The sequence below is a fragment of the Lentibacillus sp. L22 genome, assembly GCF_040812445.1.
GTDB lineage: Bacteria > Bacillota > Bacilli > Bacillales > Amphibacillaceae > Lentibacillus_C > Lentibacillus_C daqui.
Genome location: NZ_JBFNXI010000004.1, coordinates 89738 through 104045 on the forward strand (window position 1 = coordinate 89738; position 14308 = coordinate 104045).

The window sequence follows — 14308 nt, forward strand, 5'->3', positions numbered from 1 at the left end:
TGATCAATTTTGACGACTGGTGGTGAATCAAAATTTGCAATATTAAAGACATCGCTAAACGAGCTGGCGTATCCATTACAACAGTATCTAGAGTATTGAATAACCATCCCTATGTGAGTGAAGAAAAAAGAGCAAAGGTAAATAAAATTATTAAGGAATTGAACTATCATCAAAATTTAAACGCCGTTCATCTTGTAAAAGGGAAAACACTTACTTTAGGAGTTATCATCCCATATATTGACCATCCATACTTTCAATCCATGGTGGGAGGGATTATGGAAAAAGCGTTTGAGAATAACTATACAGTGCTTTGCTGTGCTACAAATTATAATAAAGAAGAAGAATTAAATTACTTGTTAATGCTTAAAAGAAAACAATTGGATGGTTTAATTATATGTTCCCATGCGAATGATTGGGAAACTATACTGCCATATACTATTTATGGCCCTATTATTAGTTGTGAATATGTAAAGGAATTACCTTGTGTTTATTTAGACCATTATGAGGCCGTTATGTCTGCTTTAGATTATTTAATAGATAAAGGACATCGAAAAATTGGATATTGTACAGGCAGAAAAAACAGTCTTAGCAGTACAATGCGCTTTTCAGCATTTAAGGAATCTCTAAGAAAGGTTAAGCGAAAAGCCTCAAATTCTTGGATATTCACAGATTGTTTTACAATGGATGATGGTAAAAAAGTTATTCAAAGGCTATACAGTGAAGGGGATTTCCCTACAGCCATCTTAGCAAACGGAGATGAGGTTGCTGCAGGTATGATTGTTCAGGCTAGGGTTTATGATATAAAAATTCCGACTGAATTATCGATTATAGGATTTGATAACGTCCCTATATCCGAGGCCCTTGGCTTGACAACTTTGGATCTAAATATAAAAAGAATTGGAGAACAAGCATTTCAGCTTTTCTTTGACGATACAAATAAGAAAATTAAGAACCCATTCCATCTTGTGAAACGTAACACAGTCTCCTCTCCTAGGAAATAAAAACTCCTTGATATGAAAATGTTTTCATCAATTAAACTCTTGATAGGAGTGAAAGATAAAAACATTTTCCATAATAAGGAGTTGAAGAAAGTGAAAAAATTAAATTCAATATTGATTTCCGGAGAGCAAATTAAGGAAAGGATAATGGGAACATTCGAAGTACACGGAAAAATGGGGATTGAATATAAATTTGGAGAAATCTTTGCAACTGATAAGCGACTAATTTGGTATATCAGTTATCCTTTTAGATTGGAGGATTTTGAAATATATAGTTACAATGATATTGAAAATGTAAATATACAGCATGCATCATTTACATTTAATAATAATATATCAATCAATGTAAAATGGGTAAACTATGGAGATGCCGAACAGTTTCTGAAAAAAATTTGCGATTTAGTTACACAAACAAAAAGCAAAAAGCAAGTACACTGTGCACATGATAATCAAACATGGGAAAAATTCCTCCTTATTTGCTATTGACTTTTACCGTATTAATTATTAGAATACTAGTTAACTTTAATTAAATAAAGTGTTAAAGCGATAAAGTTATAGAATAGGAGATTTTTTATGCTGCAGGTACAGAATCGGAATGCACTGCGCCAGGATGAATACCGGAAACAGGAATATGTATTGGATAAAATGAAACAACGATTTGCCACTTACGGTTATCGGCAAATTCAAACACCAGCATTTGAGGCCTATGATCTGTATCAATCCATTACCGGAACGATCCGTACAGAGGAAATGATCAAGGTGATTGCCCCGTCAGGAGAGATATTAGTCCTCCGACCAGATGTGACCATTCCGATTACCAGACGGGTGGCAGCGATGGAACAATTGCCTGAAGAGGATAAACGGCTTTTTTACATGTCCAATGTTTTTCGCACGGCTGGTCCAAATCAGAAATCTAACGAACAAATGCAAGCAGGTATTGAAAATTTTGAAACAGAATCGGCGGAATTGGATGCAGAAGTCATTGCATTAGCTGTTCATACATTACAGGACCTTGGTTTTGATCGTTTTAAACTGGTTATCGGTCATGCCGGGTTTTTCAAGGAATTATTAAGTCAAATTTCTATAACCGATCAAGAAGCGGAACAATTGCAGGCCATGATTCAGGCGAAAAACTTCTCCGAGATCGAGCCCTTTCTGAATAGGTTGTCAATTGATACACAAAGCAAAGATGCACTGCGACAGATGCCGTTATTGTATGGGACACCGGAAAAGGTAATTGCAAGGGCAGAATCCATTGCACTCAATCAACAGATGCGAAAAACGGTGCAAAGTATGGTGGATCTTTTAGAAGTATTAACGTTGTACAAGGTGGAACCGTTTATTTCCTTTGACCTGGGACTGATCAATCATATGAACTATTATTCCGATATCATTTTCCAGGGGTTTGTAGAGAATTTCGGAAAACCCGTTTTAATGGGCGGCCGGTACAATCACTTGGCAGAACAATTCAATCAGCCAATGCCGGCAATTGGTTTCGCCTTTGATATTGATTCGATTTCCGACATTATGGATCAGGCAGCCCTATTCCCGGATTTGCAGCCACCCTTCAATATTTACATGTATTATGTCAAGCGAAAACAGCAAGAAGCATTATCCACGGCACAACGATTACGCAATAACGGATTGCAAGTACGGGCAACAAAACTGGAAAGCTATGGGCACCATCAAACCAATGCTACAGCCATCTATTATAAAGAAACACAGAATTTCATCTGTTCCCCAGCCAAAACCATGGTATTCACCAAACAATCCGAATTGTTAGCGCTGCTGAAGGAGGAATTGAAATGGAATGTCTGACCATTGCCATGGCAAAAGGACGAACGGCTGAACAATCGATGAAACTGTTAAGGGGGGCTAATATTCATTTCCCCGACTTCCATGAAGAAACACGAAAATTGATTTTTTATGATGAAACGAAGCGCTTGAAGTTAGTCTATGTGAAAGCAGTTGATGTACCAACATATGTCGAAAAAGGTGCCGCTGACCTTGGCATTGTTGGTAAAGACAATATTGCGGAATCCCGGGCTGATGTTTACGAGATGATGGATCTTGACTTTGGTAACTGTCATTTTGTGGTTGCTGGCACAGATGATACTACCATCGAAACAAATCAAAAATTAGCGGTCGCTTCCAAATACACAAATGTTGCAAGTGCTTATTTTAAAAGCCGGCAAATTCCCATTGAAACCATAAAATTAAATGGCTCGGTGGAACTTGCCCCACTTGTCGGATTGGCAGACGTCATTGTTGATATTGTCGAAACCGGCACAACTTTAAAGGAAAATGGTCTGCACGTGATCGATACAATTGAATCAATCAGTACACGATTGATCGTTAATAAAGCCAGTTTAGCCACTAGATCCGAGCAAATCCATACCTTTATGGATCAACTGCATCATGCCTTGGAGGTGCAAAAGTAGATGAACATCCAAACTAAAGCGGACTATTTAGCAAAGAACGGAGAAAAAACGGATTCGCTTGAAGATCCCGCTCTTGATCAAGCCGTTTTAGACATTATTTCCGAAGTCAGGAAAAATAGCGATCAAGCATTATTTAACTATACGGAGCAATTTGATGGCGTAACGCTGACAGACCTCAAAGTTACCGAAGCAGAGATAGCTGCAGCAAAACAATCGGTGCCAACAGAATTGACGGAAGCATTGGAACTAGCAAAACAAAACATCACACGTTTTCATGAAGCACAAATCGAACGGTCCTGGTATCTGACCGATGAATCGGGGAATATGCTTGGCCAGAAAATCACCCCAATGGATCGGGTTGGCGTCTATATTCCGGGTGGGAAGGCAGCTTATCCATCAACGGTGCTAATGAATGTCATCCCGGCAAAATTAGCTGGCGTCAAATCAGTCATTATGGTTACACCACCACAACCAGATGGAAACGTAAATCCTTTTGTGCTGGCTGCCGCTGACGAAGCTGGTGTTGACCAAATTTACAAGGTTGGGGGTGCCCAGGCAATTGCAGCGCTGGCATACGGTACATCTACCATTAACAAAGTTGCCAAAATCGTTGGTCCGGGAAATGCCTATGTCGCCCGCGCTAAAAAATGGGTGTTCGGGGATGTGGCAATAGACATGATTGCCGGTCCGAGTGAAATCTGCATTGTCGCCGATGAAACAGCCAATCCAAGATTTGTCGCTGCCGATTTATTATCACAGGCTGAACATGATGAACGGGCACGGGCCATCTGTATCACAACAAGCGATACACTCGCCGAGGAAATCCAGACAGAGCTGGAAATACAGTTGGACTTCCTTGACCGCAAAGAGATTGCTCAAAAATCCCTGAATCAATATGGCAGCATCATTGTCACAAGCGGGGTTACTGAAGCATTGGATTTGGCAAACACCATCGCCCCGGAGCATTTGGAACTGCTGATTCAAAACCCGAATGAAAACGTCCACCGCGTGAAGCATGCCGGTGCAATTTTTCTCGGATCGTATTCACCGGAACCATTGGGTGATTACTTTGCCGGCCCGAATCATACCCTGCCAACAAGTGGAACGGCTATTTTTTCCTCCCCGCTCGGTGTGTATGATTTTGTCAAAAAATCGAGTTTGATTCAATATAATCAATCGTCCCTGTTCAATGCGGCTGATCAAATTATTACACTTGCCGAGGCAGAAGGGCTAACAGCACATGCCAATGCCATCAGGATAAGAAGAAAGGATGCTAATCATGCGAAATAGTTCGATTGAGCGTACAACAACTGAAACAGACATTCAATTACAATTCTCCGTTGATGGAACCGGAACAGCAAACATTGATTCCGGCGTTGGTTTCTTGGATCATATGCTGACACTAATGACCAGGCACGGGCTATTTGATATGGATCTTGCCTGTGCCGGCGATTTGACAGTTGATCAGCACCACACAGTGGAAGATATCGGCATCGTATTGGGGCAAGCAGTTGATGTGGCATTAGGAGAAAAAGCGGGCATTAAGCGCTATGCCACGATGACTACCCCAATGGATGAAGCCTTATCCACCCTTTCCCTGGATATTAGCGGGCGGCCCCATCTTGTATTCCATGTGGAAGGATTGAAAGACAAGATCGGGACGTTTGATACAGAGCTGGTCAAGGAATTTTTCCAGGGTTTTGTTAACCATGCCAAGGTAACCTTACATATTAACCTTGACTATGGTGAAAACAGCCATCACATAGTGGAGTCTATCTTCAAAGGTTTTGGCCGGGTATTGGATGAAGCAACCCTGGAAGATCCACGTATCAAAGGCATACGTTCAACAAAAGGATCACTTTAACACTTCTTGATTGGAAAAGAGGAATTATGCAAATGATTGCCATTATTGATTATGGGGCGGGCAATATAAAAAGCCTGCAGTCAGCATTGACCAAACTGGATATCGATTCCGCCTTGACAAGCAATCACCAAACCATCGCGGCAAGCAAGGCGATTATTTTGCCTGGTGTAGGGGCTTTTAAAGATGCGATGGCAGCACTTGACCAGCTTGGGCTAACAGCGGTTTTACAAGCTGAAGTGGCGAAAGGAAAACCGCTTCTGGGCATCTGTTTAGGTATGCAACTACTCTATGAAACAAGTTACGAGAACGGAGAATGGAAGGGATTGGGTCTCCTTAAGGGTTGCGTCGAGAAAATTGACGCTTCGGTAAAGGTGCCACATATGGGATGGAACACATTAACCCATCACCGCACCCATCCGATATTACAAGGGATCGACAGTGGTTCGTATGTATATTTTGTCCATTCCTACTATATCGACGCCAATCGTCAGGAAACGGTAAGCAGCACAGAATATGGCGGGCAAATTTCCGCCATTGTCAATCGGGAAAATATCATTGGCATGCAGTTTCATCCGGAGAAAAGCGGACCAATCGGATTGCAATTACTAAAAAACTTTGAGGAGATGATTTCATGATCCTATTTCCAGCCATCGACATACGAAACGGCAAGTGTGTCCGGCTGATCCAGGGTGATTACCAAAAGGAAAACATTTATCATGATTCACCAATTACTGTTGCAGCCAATTGGGAACAACAAGGAGCGGCATATTTGCATATTGTTGATCTTGACGGAGCTAAAACAGGAACAATGGTCAACGCGTCTATTATCCAATCGATTATCAAACAAACTTCCATACCTGTACAAATTGGCGGCGGTATTCGGTCGATGGAAACCGTAGAAACTTACTTATCGCTCGGTGTCAATCGGGTGATTATCGGAACAGCTGCTATTCGGGATCAAGCGTTTTTGCAGCAGGCAGTAGCTCGCTACGGTGATAAAATAGCCGTCTCCATCGATGCGCGAAATGGCTATGTAGCAACAAATGGATGGATTGATACGAGCGAGGTAAAGGCGATTGATTTAGTGCAGGAGTTAGCGAATATCGGGGTAAGAACAATCATTTATACCGATATTCAAAAAGATGGCATGCTTTCCGGTCCCAATTTTGCAGAATTAGAGACAATCAATACGGCAACATCCATTCATGTGATTGCATCTGGTGGTGTATCCAGTGAACAGGATATACAACGATTACAATCACTTGGGCTTTATGGCGCCATCATCGGTAAAGCATTATATGATGGAACATTGTCCTTATCCACATTACGAGAGAGGGTTTAACCATGCTTGCTAAACGAATTATTCCATGTTTGGATGTTGATAAAGGCAGGGTTGTCAAAGGAAGGAAGTTTCAGGAAATCCGTGATGTCGCTGATCCAGTTGAGCTGGCCAAACAATACAGTCTGAGTGGTGCCGATGAGCTTGTGTTCTATGATATTACAGCCTCGAATGAACAACGTGATATTTTTATCGAGATTGTTGAACAGGTTGCCAGTGAAATTAACATCCCGTTTACCGTCGGCGGTGGCCTGGGTTCGGTTGATGACATTTATCGTGTACTAAGGGCGGGAGCGGACAAAGTATCCTTAAACAGTGCCGCCGTTCGCAACCCTTCTTTGATTACCCAAGCCGCTGCCAAATTCGGCAGCCAATGTTTTGTTTTATCCATGGATGTAAAACGCGAAGGATCAAACTGGATGGTTTTTTTAAACGGAGGCAGAATCGATACTGGAATGGATGCGATTCAATGGGCAAAACGCGGCGAAGAACTTGGTGCTGGTGAAATCGTCGTTAATGCCATGGACACCGATGGGGTTAAAAATGGCTTTAACATTGCATTGACCAAAACAATTGCCGAAACAGTTAACATTCCGGTTGTTGCCAGTGGTGGTGCTGGTGAAGCAAAACACTTCGCAGCTGTTCTCCAGGAAGGAAAGGCGGATGCTGCACTTGCTGCCTCGGTTTTTCATTACGGTGAAATAAAGATACCGGAATTAAAGCAATACCTTGCCGAAAATGGTATTACAATGAGGAGAGAGCTATCATGAACATAAATTTCGAGCAGATTGCATTTGATGAAGCAGGACTTATTCCCGCAATTATTCAGGACAGTGACACCGGAAAAGTCCTGACACTTGCCTATATGAATCTAGACGCCTTGAGAAAAACATTGGAAACAAAGGAAACATGGCTATATAGCCGCAGCCGCCAACAGCTATGGAACAAAGGAGAAACTTCCGGAAATAGACAAATGGTCAAAAGTGTTTCTTATGATTGCGACGGTGATGCGATATTAGTACAGGTAGAACCACTCGGGCCAGCCTGCCACACCGGAGAAGAAACTTGTTTTCATAACCAAGTCTATCAAGGCACTCCCAATCAATTTGCGATGATCAATGACCTCGTTGACATGATTAAACAGCGTCGGGAAAACCCCGTGGATGGTTCCTACACCACCTATTTGTTTCGCGAAGGCATTGACAAGGTGTTGAAAAAAGTTGGCGAGGAAACAAGTGAAGTGATTATCGGTGCAAAAAATGCGGATAACGAGGAATTAATTTGGGAAATCTCCGATCTGATTTATCACACCCTGATTCTGATGGACATACGTCAAGTTTCCCTTAGCGATATTAAACAGGAGCTGATGAAACGTCACATGCAAAAGGAAGGGATACGCAGTGAGTCAATTTTGGAGTGAGATGGCATCAAGAGCCGAACCTTATGTACCTGGCGAGCAATCAGAGGTAGCGGATATCATCAAACTTAATACAAACGAAAATCCCTACCCTCCCTCGCCAAGGGTCAGTAAGGCAATCGCCGAGGAGATAGAACGCAAACTGCAATTATACCCCAGCCCAACCGTTGATACGATAAAGGAAAAGGTCGCCCGGCAATATCAATTACAAAAGGAAAATGTTTTTGTCGGCAATGGCTCTGATGAAGTGCTGGGATTTGCCTTTATGGCTTTTTTTGACCAAGATAAGACAATCCGCTTTCCGGAGATTACCTATAGTTTTTATCCGGTATATGCCAAGCTGTTTGGCATCCCATATGAAACCATCTCACTAAAGCGTGACTTTACCATTGTACCGGAAGATTATTTTCAATCGGAAGGCGGCGTTATTTTTCCAAATCCAAATGCACCGACAGGGATCTATCTTGAGCTTGGCCATGTGATTGATATCGTGGAGAGTAACCCGGATCAAGTTGTCATTGTTGATGAAGCATACATTGATTTTGCCGGGGAGTCAGCCGCTTCACTGGTGAACACCTATGAAAATTTGCTCGTTGTCCAAACCATGTCCAAATCACGGTCACTCGCCGGGCTAAGGGTGGGCTATGCCTTGGGAAGTGAGGACTTAATCAAAGGACTAAACCGGATTAAAAATTCTTTTAACTCCTACACATTGGATCGACTGGCAATCGCCGGGGCAGAAGCAGCATTGGATGATCAGAAATATTTTGATATGCGGGTACAGCAAGTCATCGAAACCCGGGAATGGGTAACCAGCCGTATGAAGCAACTTGGTTTTATGGTGCTCCCATCCAAGACAAACTTCATCTTAGTCAGTCACTACAAATTTCCGGCAAAAGCACTTTATGAAAGGTTAAAAGCCTGCAACGTGTTAGTCCGTTACTTTGACAAGCCGAAAATTACTAATTATTTACGGATTACGATTGGAACAGATGCGGATATGCGAACCTGTTTGGAGCGAATTGACAAGGTAATGACAGAACTTGCGGCGGATGTAGTACATTCGTGATCGTTTTAGTTTGTATAAAAAAGGGCCTCTGCCGGAAATAGCAGGGGTCCTATGTTTTTGATCCTTAATCAGGAGTATGAGGCTAGCTCCAACAACATGAATGGGTTCCAAAATTTGGGAATCACGGTTTAATGTGTGAAAATTACCGTATCATGATCACAAATCGCCGTATAATCGGCTGAAATCGCCGTATCAATTACGCAAGCCGTCGATGAGGGTTGATATTCCAGCCATTTCGGTTGATATTCACGCGCACCGGGTTGATATCCTGCCTTCTCTGGTTGATATGCACGCACAAGAGGTTGATATCCGCTTTAAACTGGTCGATTTGCACGCACAAGAGGTTGATATCCCGCTTAAACTGGTTGATATGCGTAAACCAAAAGATCCTCTGTTTGCGATGCTATCTTTATCTAAGCAGTTCCGGTATCTACCCCGAGTCAACTGTGTTTTACAGTCACAGCATAGACAGCGCTAAACGAACAACTTAATGGCTTAGATCATATTTTTAACATCGGCGTTTTTTTGCAGTTTGTCAATTTTCTTTTGCAATTCTTCACTTTGTTTTTGTTGCTCCAATTGATCTTTGATTTGATCTTTGACATCCTTCAATTTAGGAATATCCTCATTTTGTTCTTTCATCTGGTCGTAATACTCTTTCACATCATCATTGGACACATCAGCTTTCGGTAGTTCCTTATCCATATATTTATCTACAATCATCTCGAAAGTCAGCTGGTTTTTGTAACCTTTTTCACTAAGATTGTATTGATCGAGTACCGCCTGAAACTGGTCTTCATTTTGCGATTTCATTTTATCGAATTCCTTGTCAACATCATCATCAGAAACGGTAATTCCTTTGTCATTCGCATCCTGTTTTACCAATTCCTGTTGAATCAGGACGTTCATAGCTTGATCTTTCAGTTGATCCTTATCACTAACATCCTGACCATATTGATGCATGGCTACTTTCGTTTGTGCGTATACATCATTATATTGCTCACCTTTTATTTTTGTATCATTTACCTGTGCGACCACATCATCTTTGTCCACTTTTTCGTCATCCGAAACCGTTACATCTTCCTCTTGTTGCGCCTGTTGTGATTTTTCCTGTTGTTCCGTTTTTGCTTTATCGTCATTTTGCTTTGCCTTTTCCGAACTTGAATCATCGGAATCATTTCCACATGCGGCTAACAAACCTACTATACTAAGTGTCAAAACGAGCATGACTAATTTTTTCATTAGATTTTCCCTCATTTCCTTGGTTGTCTTATCATTCAAACATACATTCATGCTATATAGCAAGGCATTAATTTTGGGTGATCGCGAAAGAAACGCATGATGGCGGGCTTAGAAGGGGCTATTAACAATTCAATGACAGGCATGCCTATTTTCTGCCACAAAATCAGGGACAGTCCTCACCACTTTAACGAATTTGCGTGGCGGGAGACTGTCCCCAAATATTTACTCCAGGCTGTCTGAAACTTCTTTAATCATTTCTTGTACAGACACAAGTCCGCCACCGGAGAGATACCAGAATTCTGGATTTAGATACGTAATATCATCATTTTTATATGCCTTCGTATCTTTCATGAGTTTATTTTCAACAATTTTCTTAGCGGATGGTTCCCCGCCAGTTACAACGGCTCCTCGATCGACAACATATAACAAATCGGGATCCTGCTTTCTTACATATTCAAAGGAAACATTCTGGCCATGTACGGAAGCCTCAATGTTTTCGTCCACTGCAGGAATGCCAAATACGTCGTGGATCAGCCCAAAACGTGACTTCGGACCATATGCGCTGATTTTATCATCATTCGCCAGCACGATTAGTGCTTTCTTATCGATCCCTTCCGCTTTTTCTTCTAACTTCGCGATGGAATCATCAATATCAGCAAGTTCCTGGTCAATTTCATCTTCTTTGCCAAATATTTCACCGACTGTTTCCATATTTTCTTTGAACGAATCCATGTAACGTGCGGTATCTATCCCAAGATATACGGTTGGTGCTATTTCTTGCAGTTGGTCATAAACATCTGATTGACGACCGGAGATAATAATTAAATCCGGATCCACTTCAGCAATCTTTTCAAAATCAGGTTCTTTTAAACTGCCGACATTTTCATAATCGTTGCTTTTATATTTATCCAGATACGTTGGAATATTGCCTTGTGGAACCCCGGCAACCTTAATGCCAAGTTCATCCAATGTATCTAATATACCATAATCAAACACAACTACTTTCTTCGGGTTCTTTGGCACTTTTGTTTCACCTAGTTCATGCTTGATGGTAAGGGTGGAATCTTCCTTGTCCCCTGTATCATCTGTTTTTTCTGCTGAATCATTGGAACCACAAGCTGCTATCATAACAGCCAGAAAACCCATTACTACAACAAGTGCAAGTTTCTTCATATGGTTAAACTCCTTGTATATGATGTTATACTTCCTCAGCTTTTAAAAATAAACACAAATCCGCTGGTTATCAATCTCTTTTATATCAATATCCATATCGTAAATATCTTTTAACACACATCGGTCAATTACATCACAGGTTGGACCTTGTTTTACAATCTTTCCGTCTTTTAAAGCGACAATGTTGTCAGAGTAACAAGATGCGAAATTGATATCATGAATGACAATAACAATGGTTTTGCCCATTTCGTTAACAAGACGGCGCAATGTTTTCATAATCGATACGGAATGACGCATATCCAAATTATTCAACGGTTCATCAAGCAGAATATATTCGGTATCCTGGGCAATAACCATGGCAATGTGTGCACGTTGACGTTGACCGCCACTAAGTTCATCCAAAAATTGATGTTGCATATCGCGAAGTTCCATGTAATCGATCGCTTCCTCAACCTTATCCCAATCCGCTTGCTTCAGCCTCCCTTGTGAATAAGGAAAACGGCCAAACGACACGAGTTCCCTAACCGTCAGCTTCAGATTGATGGCATTGGATTGTTTGAGTATGGAAATTTTCTTCGCCAGTTCTTTATTTTTTGTTTGCAAAATGTCCTGCCCATCAATTGTAATTTCACCATCATCTTTTGCAATCAGTCGGCTAATCATTGAGATTAATGTACTCTTTCCTGCACCATTAGGGCCAATAAATGATGTGATCTTTCCCTTTTCAATTTTAATGGACACATCATCAACAACCTTTTTTTGGTTATATTTTTTTAATACATGTTTAATATCTACCATGATTTATTCTCCTTTAACAAAAGATATATGAAATACACACCGCCGATAAAATTGATGATCACGCTGACGGTTGTTTCAAAGCTGAAAACCTTCTCGACAATAAACTGCCCGCCCAGCAGCGCAATAATACTAATTAACACCGATCCAATAATAATATAAAAATGCCGGTACGTTTTTAGAAATTCATACGCCACGTTAACGACCAGCAAACCTAAAAAGGTAATCGGCCCAACTAATGCAGTGGAGATTGAGATTAACACTGCAACAATGATTAATAACCGTTTGACTACATAATCGTATGGGACACCCAGATTAATTGCGTTGTCTTTGCCCAATGCCAGCACATCGAGGTATTTATAAAAATGCATGAAGTACAACGTAATCAATACAATCATGATAACTGACATATAAACAAGATCTGTGTTCACATTATTAATACTGGCAAACATTTTATCCTGGGCAACCATGAATTCATTCGGGTCGATCAATACTTGCATAAATGAAGTAAAGCTGCCAAAAAAGGTTCCTAAAATCATACCAATTAATAACAGGAAGTAAATGTTATTCTTTTCTCCCCGAAACAGCCATCGGTAAAGGATCAAAGCGAACAGAACCATGATGACAATGGAGAATAGATAATTTAGTTTACTGCTCATCATGATGAGTGATTTGGATCCAAATATAAAAATCGTAACCGTTTGAATTAACAAATATAGTGAATCCAGTCCAAGCACACTCGGTGTTAATATCCGGTTATTGGTAATGGTCATGAAGATCGTGGTTGAAAAGGCAATCGCCCCGCCAGTAAGGATAATCGCGACAACCTTAATCATTCTTCTTGGCAAAATGTAACCAATATTTCCACTTAGGTCATATAAGATAAACAGGGCGGCTAGTAATGCTGCGATTAGACTTAAGATAATTGTCTTTTTCTTATAATCCATATTTCTTTCTCCTTACTAATAGATAGATAAATACCCCGCTACCTATCACTCCAACCGTTAAACTAATTGGAATTTCATAAGGATAGATAATAACCCTGCCAATGATATCGCAGACTAAAACAAAGATTGCCCCCAGCAATGCAGTATGTAATAAGTTTTTTTTTAGATTATCTCCCTGATAAATGGTAACGATATTCGGAATGATTAATCCCAAAAAAGGAATCATACCGACTGACAATACGACCGATGCTGTAACAAGGGCAACAATGATCAGCCCAAGGTTTACCACCTGGCGATAATTAAGACCTAAGTTTTTGGAAAAGTCCTCCCCCATTCCGGCAATCGTAAATTTATTGGCGTAAAACGCAGCAATCAATAAAATTGGAATACTTACATACATCAACTCATAATTTCCGCTCATAATCATCGAAAAGTCGCCTTGCATCCAGGATGACATATTCTGGATTAGATTGTTTTGATAAGCGAAAAAAGTGGATACAGAGCTAATAATATTTCCAAACATTAAACCAATCAATGGAATGAATATAGCATCCTTAAATTTCACTTTCTCCAAAATCTTCATGAATACAAGTGTACCAAGCAATGCAAAGGCAAACGATACAAGCATTTTCTCCAGTTGAGTTGCTGATGTAAATATCATCATGGAGACAAGGATACCGAGTCGCGCTGAGTCAAGCGTTCCCGCGGTTGACGGGGAGACAAACTTATTTTTACTCAGTTGCTGCATAATCAAGCCGCATATACTCATGCTCATCCCGGCTATTAAAATACTAACAAGCCTGGGGAGCCTGCTGATGACCAAAACCTCTTTTTGATCTTCTGTCAGACTGAATATGTCGAGTAGAGAAACATCAGAAACCCCGACAAACACAGAAATAACAGAAAGAATGATTACCAATATAGCTAAATACCGTACCTTCATATCAAGACCTCTACTTCAAAAACGCGTTGTACTGCTATGGTGTCCGTTCGATTACAGCATGTTTATTTAGAATGATTATC

Annotated in this window: 17 protein-coding genes; 11 read left to right on the forward strand and 6 right to left on the reverse strand. The window is 40.8% G+C overall.

All coding sequences use genetic code 11. The features are described from left to right. The first annotated feature begins 32 nt into the window (after positions 1-32). The 11 genes from ABRT01_RS03215 to hisC all read left to right on the forward strand — a co-directional run bounded on the left by ABRT01_RS03215 (position 33) and on the right by hisC (position 9128). Entirely contained in the window at positions 33-1001 is a 969-nt protein-coding gene (locus ABRT01_RS03215) for a LacI family DNA-binding transcriptional regulator (protein ID WP_269412440.1), read from the forward strand. Positions 1002-1091: 90 nt separating this feature from the next. Further along, positions 1092-1484, forward strand: coding sequence for a PH domain-containing protein (locus ABRT01_RS03220; protein WP_269411181.1), 393 nt, complete (start codon positions 1092-1094; stop codon positions 1482-1484). A gap of 87 nt (positions 1485-1571) precedes the next feature. Further along, complete coding sequence (gene hisZ / locus ABRT01_RS03225; RefSeq protein WP_269411180.1) at positions 1572-2816, forward strand: ATP phosphoribosyltransferase regulatory subunit; 1245 nt, start codon at positions 1572-1574, stop codon at positions 2814-2816. Next, a complete protein-coding gene (hisG, locus tag ABRT01_RS03230; RefSeq protein WP_269411179.1) occupies positions 2804-3439 on the forward strand; it encodes an ATP phosphoribosyltransferase in 636 nt (211 codons plus the stop codon). The genes hisZ and hisG overlap by 13 nt, the downstream gene beginning before the upstream one ends. Then, the gene (gene hisD / locus ABRT01_RS03235) at positions 3440-4729 is read left to right on the forward strand and encodes a histidinol dehydrogenase (RefSeq protein WP_269411178.1); all 1290 of its coding nucleotides are present in this window, start codon (positions 3440-3442) and stop codon (positions 4727-4729) included. It abuts the gene before it with no gap. Further along, on the forward strand, positions 4719-5303 hold the full coding sequence (gene hisB / locus ABRT01_RS03240; protein WP_269411177.1) for an imidazoleglycerol-phosphate dehydratase HisB: 585 nt from the start codon (positions 4719-4721) through the stop codon (positions 5301-5303). Before hisD ends, hisB begins: the two co-directional genes overlap by 11 nt. Before the next feature lie 32 nt (positions 5304-5335). Further along, positions 5336-5938 (forward strand): imidazole glycerol phosphate synthase subunit HisH, encoded by a 603-nt coding sequence (gene hisH / locus ABRT01_RS03245; protein WP_269411176.1) that lies wholly within the window; start codon positions 5336-5338, stop codon positions 5936-5938. After that, complete coding sequence (hisA, locus tag ABRT01_RS03250; protein WP_269411175.1) at positions 5935-6645, forward strand: 1-(5-phosphoribosyl)-5-[(5-phosphoribosylamino)methylideneamino]imidazole-4-carboxamide isomerase; 711 nt, start codon at positions 5935-5937, stop codon at positions 6643-6645. The genes hisH and hisA overlap by 4 nt, the downstream gene beginning before the upstream one ends. A 2-nt stretch (positions 6646-6647) precedes the next feature. Further along, a complete protein-coding gene (hisF, locus tag ABRT01_RS03255; RefSeq protein ID WP_269411174.1) occupies positions 6648-7412 on the forward strand; it encodes an imidazole glycerol phosphate synthase subunit HisF in 765 nt (254 codons plus the stop codon). Beyond that, a complete protein-coding gene (hisIE, locus tag ABRT01_RS03260; protein WP_269411173.1) occupies positions 7409-8062 on the forward strand; it encodes a bifunctional phosphoribosyl-AMP cyclohydrolase/phosphoribosyl-ATP diphosphatase HisIE in 654 nt (217 codons plus the stop codon). Before hisF ends, hisIE begins: the two co-directional genes overlap by 4 nt. Next, positions 8043-9128 (forward strand): histidinol-phosphate transaminase, encoded by a 1086-nt coding sequence (gene hisC, locus ABRT01_RS03265; protein WP_269411172.1) that lies wholly within the window; start codon positions 8043-8045, stop codon positions 9126-9128. Before hisIE ends, hisC begins: the two co-directional genes overlap by 20 nt. A 128-nt stretch (positions 9129-9256) precedes the next feature. Here hisC and ABRT01_RS03270 read toward each other — a convergent pair whose 3' ends face one another. The 6 genes from ABRT01_RS03270 to ABRT01_RS03295 form a co-directional block, all read right to left on the reverse strand. After that, positions 9257-9424, reverse strand: a complete 168-nt coding sequence (locus ABRT01_RS03270) for a hypothetical protein (protein ID WP_269411171.1) — start codon at positions 9422-9424, stop codon at positions 9257-9259. 199 nt (positions 9425-9623) lie between these two features. Continuing rightward, the gene (locus tag ABRT01_RS03275; protein ID WP_269411169.1) at positions 9624-10370 is read right to left on the reverse strand and encodes a SurA N-terminal domain-containing protein; all 747 of its coding nucleotides are present in this window, start codon (positions 10368-10370) and stop codon (positions 9624-9626) included. Between the two features lie 222 nt (positions 10371-10592). Next, positions 10593-11543: a siderophore ABC transporter substrate-binding protein gene (locus ABRT01_RS03280; protein WP_269411168.1), complete on the reverse strand. Its 951-nt coding sequence runs from the start codon at positions 11541-11543 to the stop codon at positions 10593-10595. Positions 11544-11585: 42 nt separating this feature from the next. After that, positions 11586-12341 carry an iron ABC transporter ATP-binding protein gene (locus ABRT01_RS03285; RefSeq protein ID WP_269411167.1) on the reverse strand — a complete coding sequence of 252 codons (756 nt, stop codon included), beginning with the start codon at positions 12339-12341 and terminating at the stop codon, positions 11586-11588. Next, the gene (locus ABRT01_RS03290) at positions 12335-13285 is read right to left on the reverse strand and encodes an iron chelate uptake ABC transporter family permease subunit (RefSeq protein ID WP_269411166.1); all 951 of its coding nucleotides are present in this window, start codon (positions 13283-13285) and stop codon (positions 12335-12337) included. Before ABRT01_RS03290 ends, ABRT01_RS03285 begins: the two co-directional genes overlap by 7 nt. Further along, positions 13275-14228 (reverse strand): ABC transporter permease, encoded by a 954-nt coding sequence (locus ABRT01_RS03295; RefSeq protein WP_269411165.1) that lies wholly within the window; start codon positions 14226-14228, stop codon positions 13275-13277. Before ABRT01_RS03295 ends, ABRT01_RS03290 begins: the two co-directional genes overlap by 11 nt. Between the last annotated feature and the right edge of the window lie 80 nt (positions 14229-14308).

Bases quoted from the DNA above. Each gene is read 5' to 3' on its own strand.
- hisZ (WP_269411180.1), top strand. From the start codon at position 1,572: ATGCTGCAGGTACAGAATCGGAATGCACTGCGCCAGGATGAATACCGG.
- hisG (WP_269411179.1), top strand. From the start codon at position 2,804: ATGGAATGTCTGACCATTGCCATGGCAAAAGGACGAACGGCTGAACAA.
- hisD (WP_269411178.1), top strand. From the start codon at position 3,440: ATGAACATCCAAACTAAAGCGGACTATTTAGCAAAGAACGGAGAAAAA.
- hisB (WP_269411177.1), top strand. From the start codon at position 4,719: ATGCGAAATAGTTCGATTGAGCGTACAACAACTGAAACAGACATTCAA.
- hisH (WP_269411176.1), top strand. From the start codon at position 5,336: ATGATTGCCATTATTGATTATGGGGCGGGCAATATAAAAAGCCTGCAG.
- hisA (WP_269411175.1), top strand. From the start codon at position 5,935: ATGATCCTATTTCCAGCCATCGACATACGAAACGGCAAGTGTGTCCGG.
- hisF (WP_269411174.1), top strand. From the start codon at position 6,648: ATGCTTGCTAAACGAATTATTCCATGTTTGGATGTTGATAAAGGCAGG.
- hisIE (WP_269411173.1), top strand. From the start codon at position 7,409: ATGAACATAAATTTCGAGCAGATTGCATTTGATGAAGCAGGACTTATT.
- ABRT01_RS03275 (WP_269411169.1), bottom strand. From the start codon at position 10,370: ATGAAAAAATTAGTCATGCTCGTTTTGACACTTAGTATAGTAGGTTTG.
- ABRT01_RS03280 (WP_269411168.1), bottom strand. From the start codon at position 11,543: ATGAAGAAACTTGCACTTGTTGTAGTAATGGGTTTTCTGGCTGTTATG.
- ABRT01_RS03285 (WP_269411167.1), bottom strand. From the start codon at position 12,341: ATGGTAGATATTAAACATGTATTAAAAAAATATAACCAAAAAAAGGTT.
- ABRT01_RS03290 (WP_269411166.1), bottom strand. From the start codon at position 13,285: ATGGATTATAAGAAAAAGACAATTATCTTAAGTCTAATCGCAGCATTA.
- ABRT01_RS03295 (WP_269411165.1), bottom strand. From the start codon at position 14,228: ATGAAGGTACGGTATTTAGCTATATTGGTAATCATTCTTTCTGTTATT.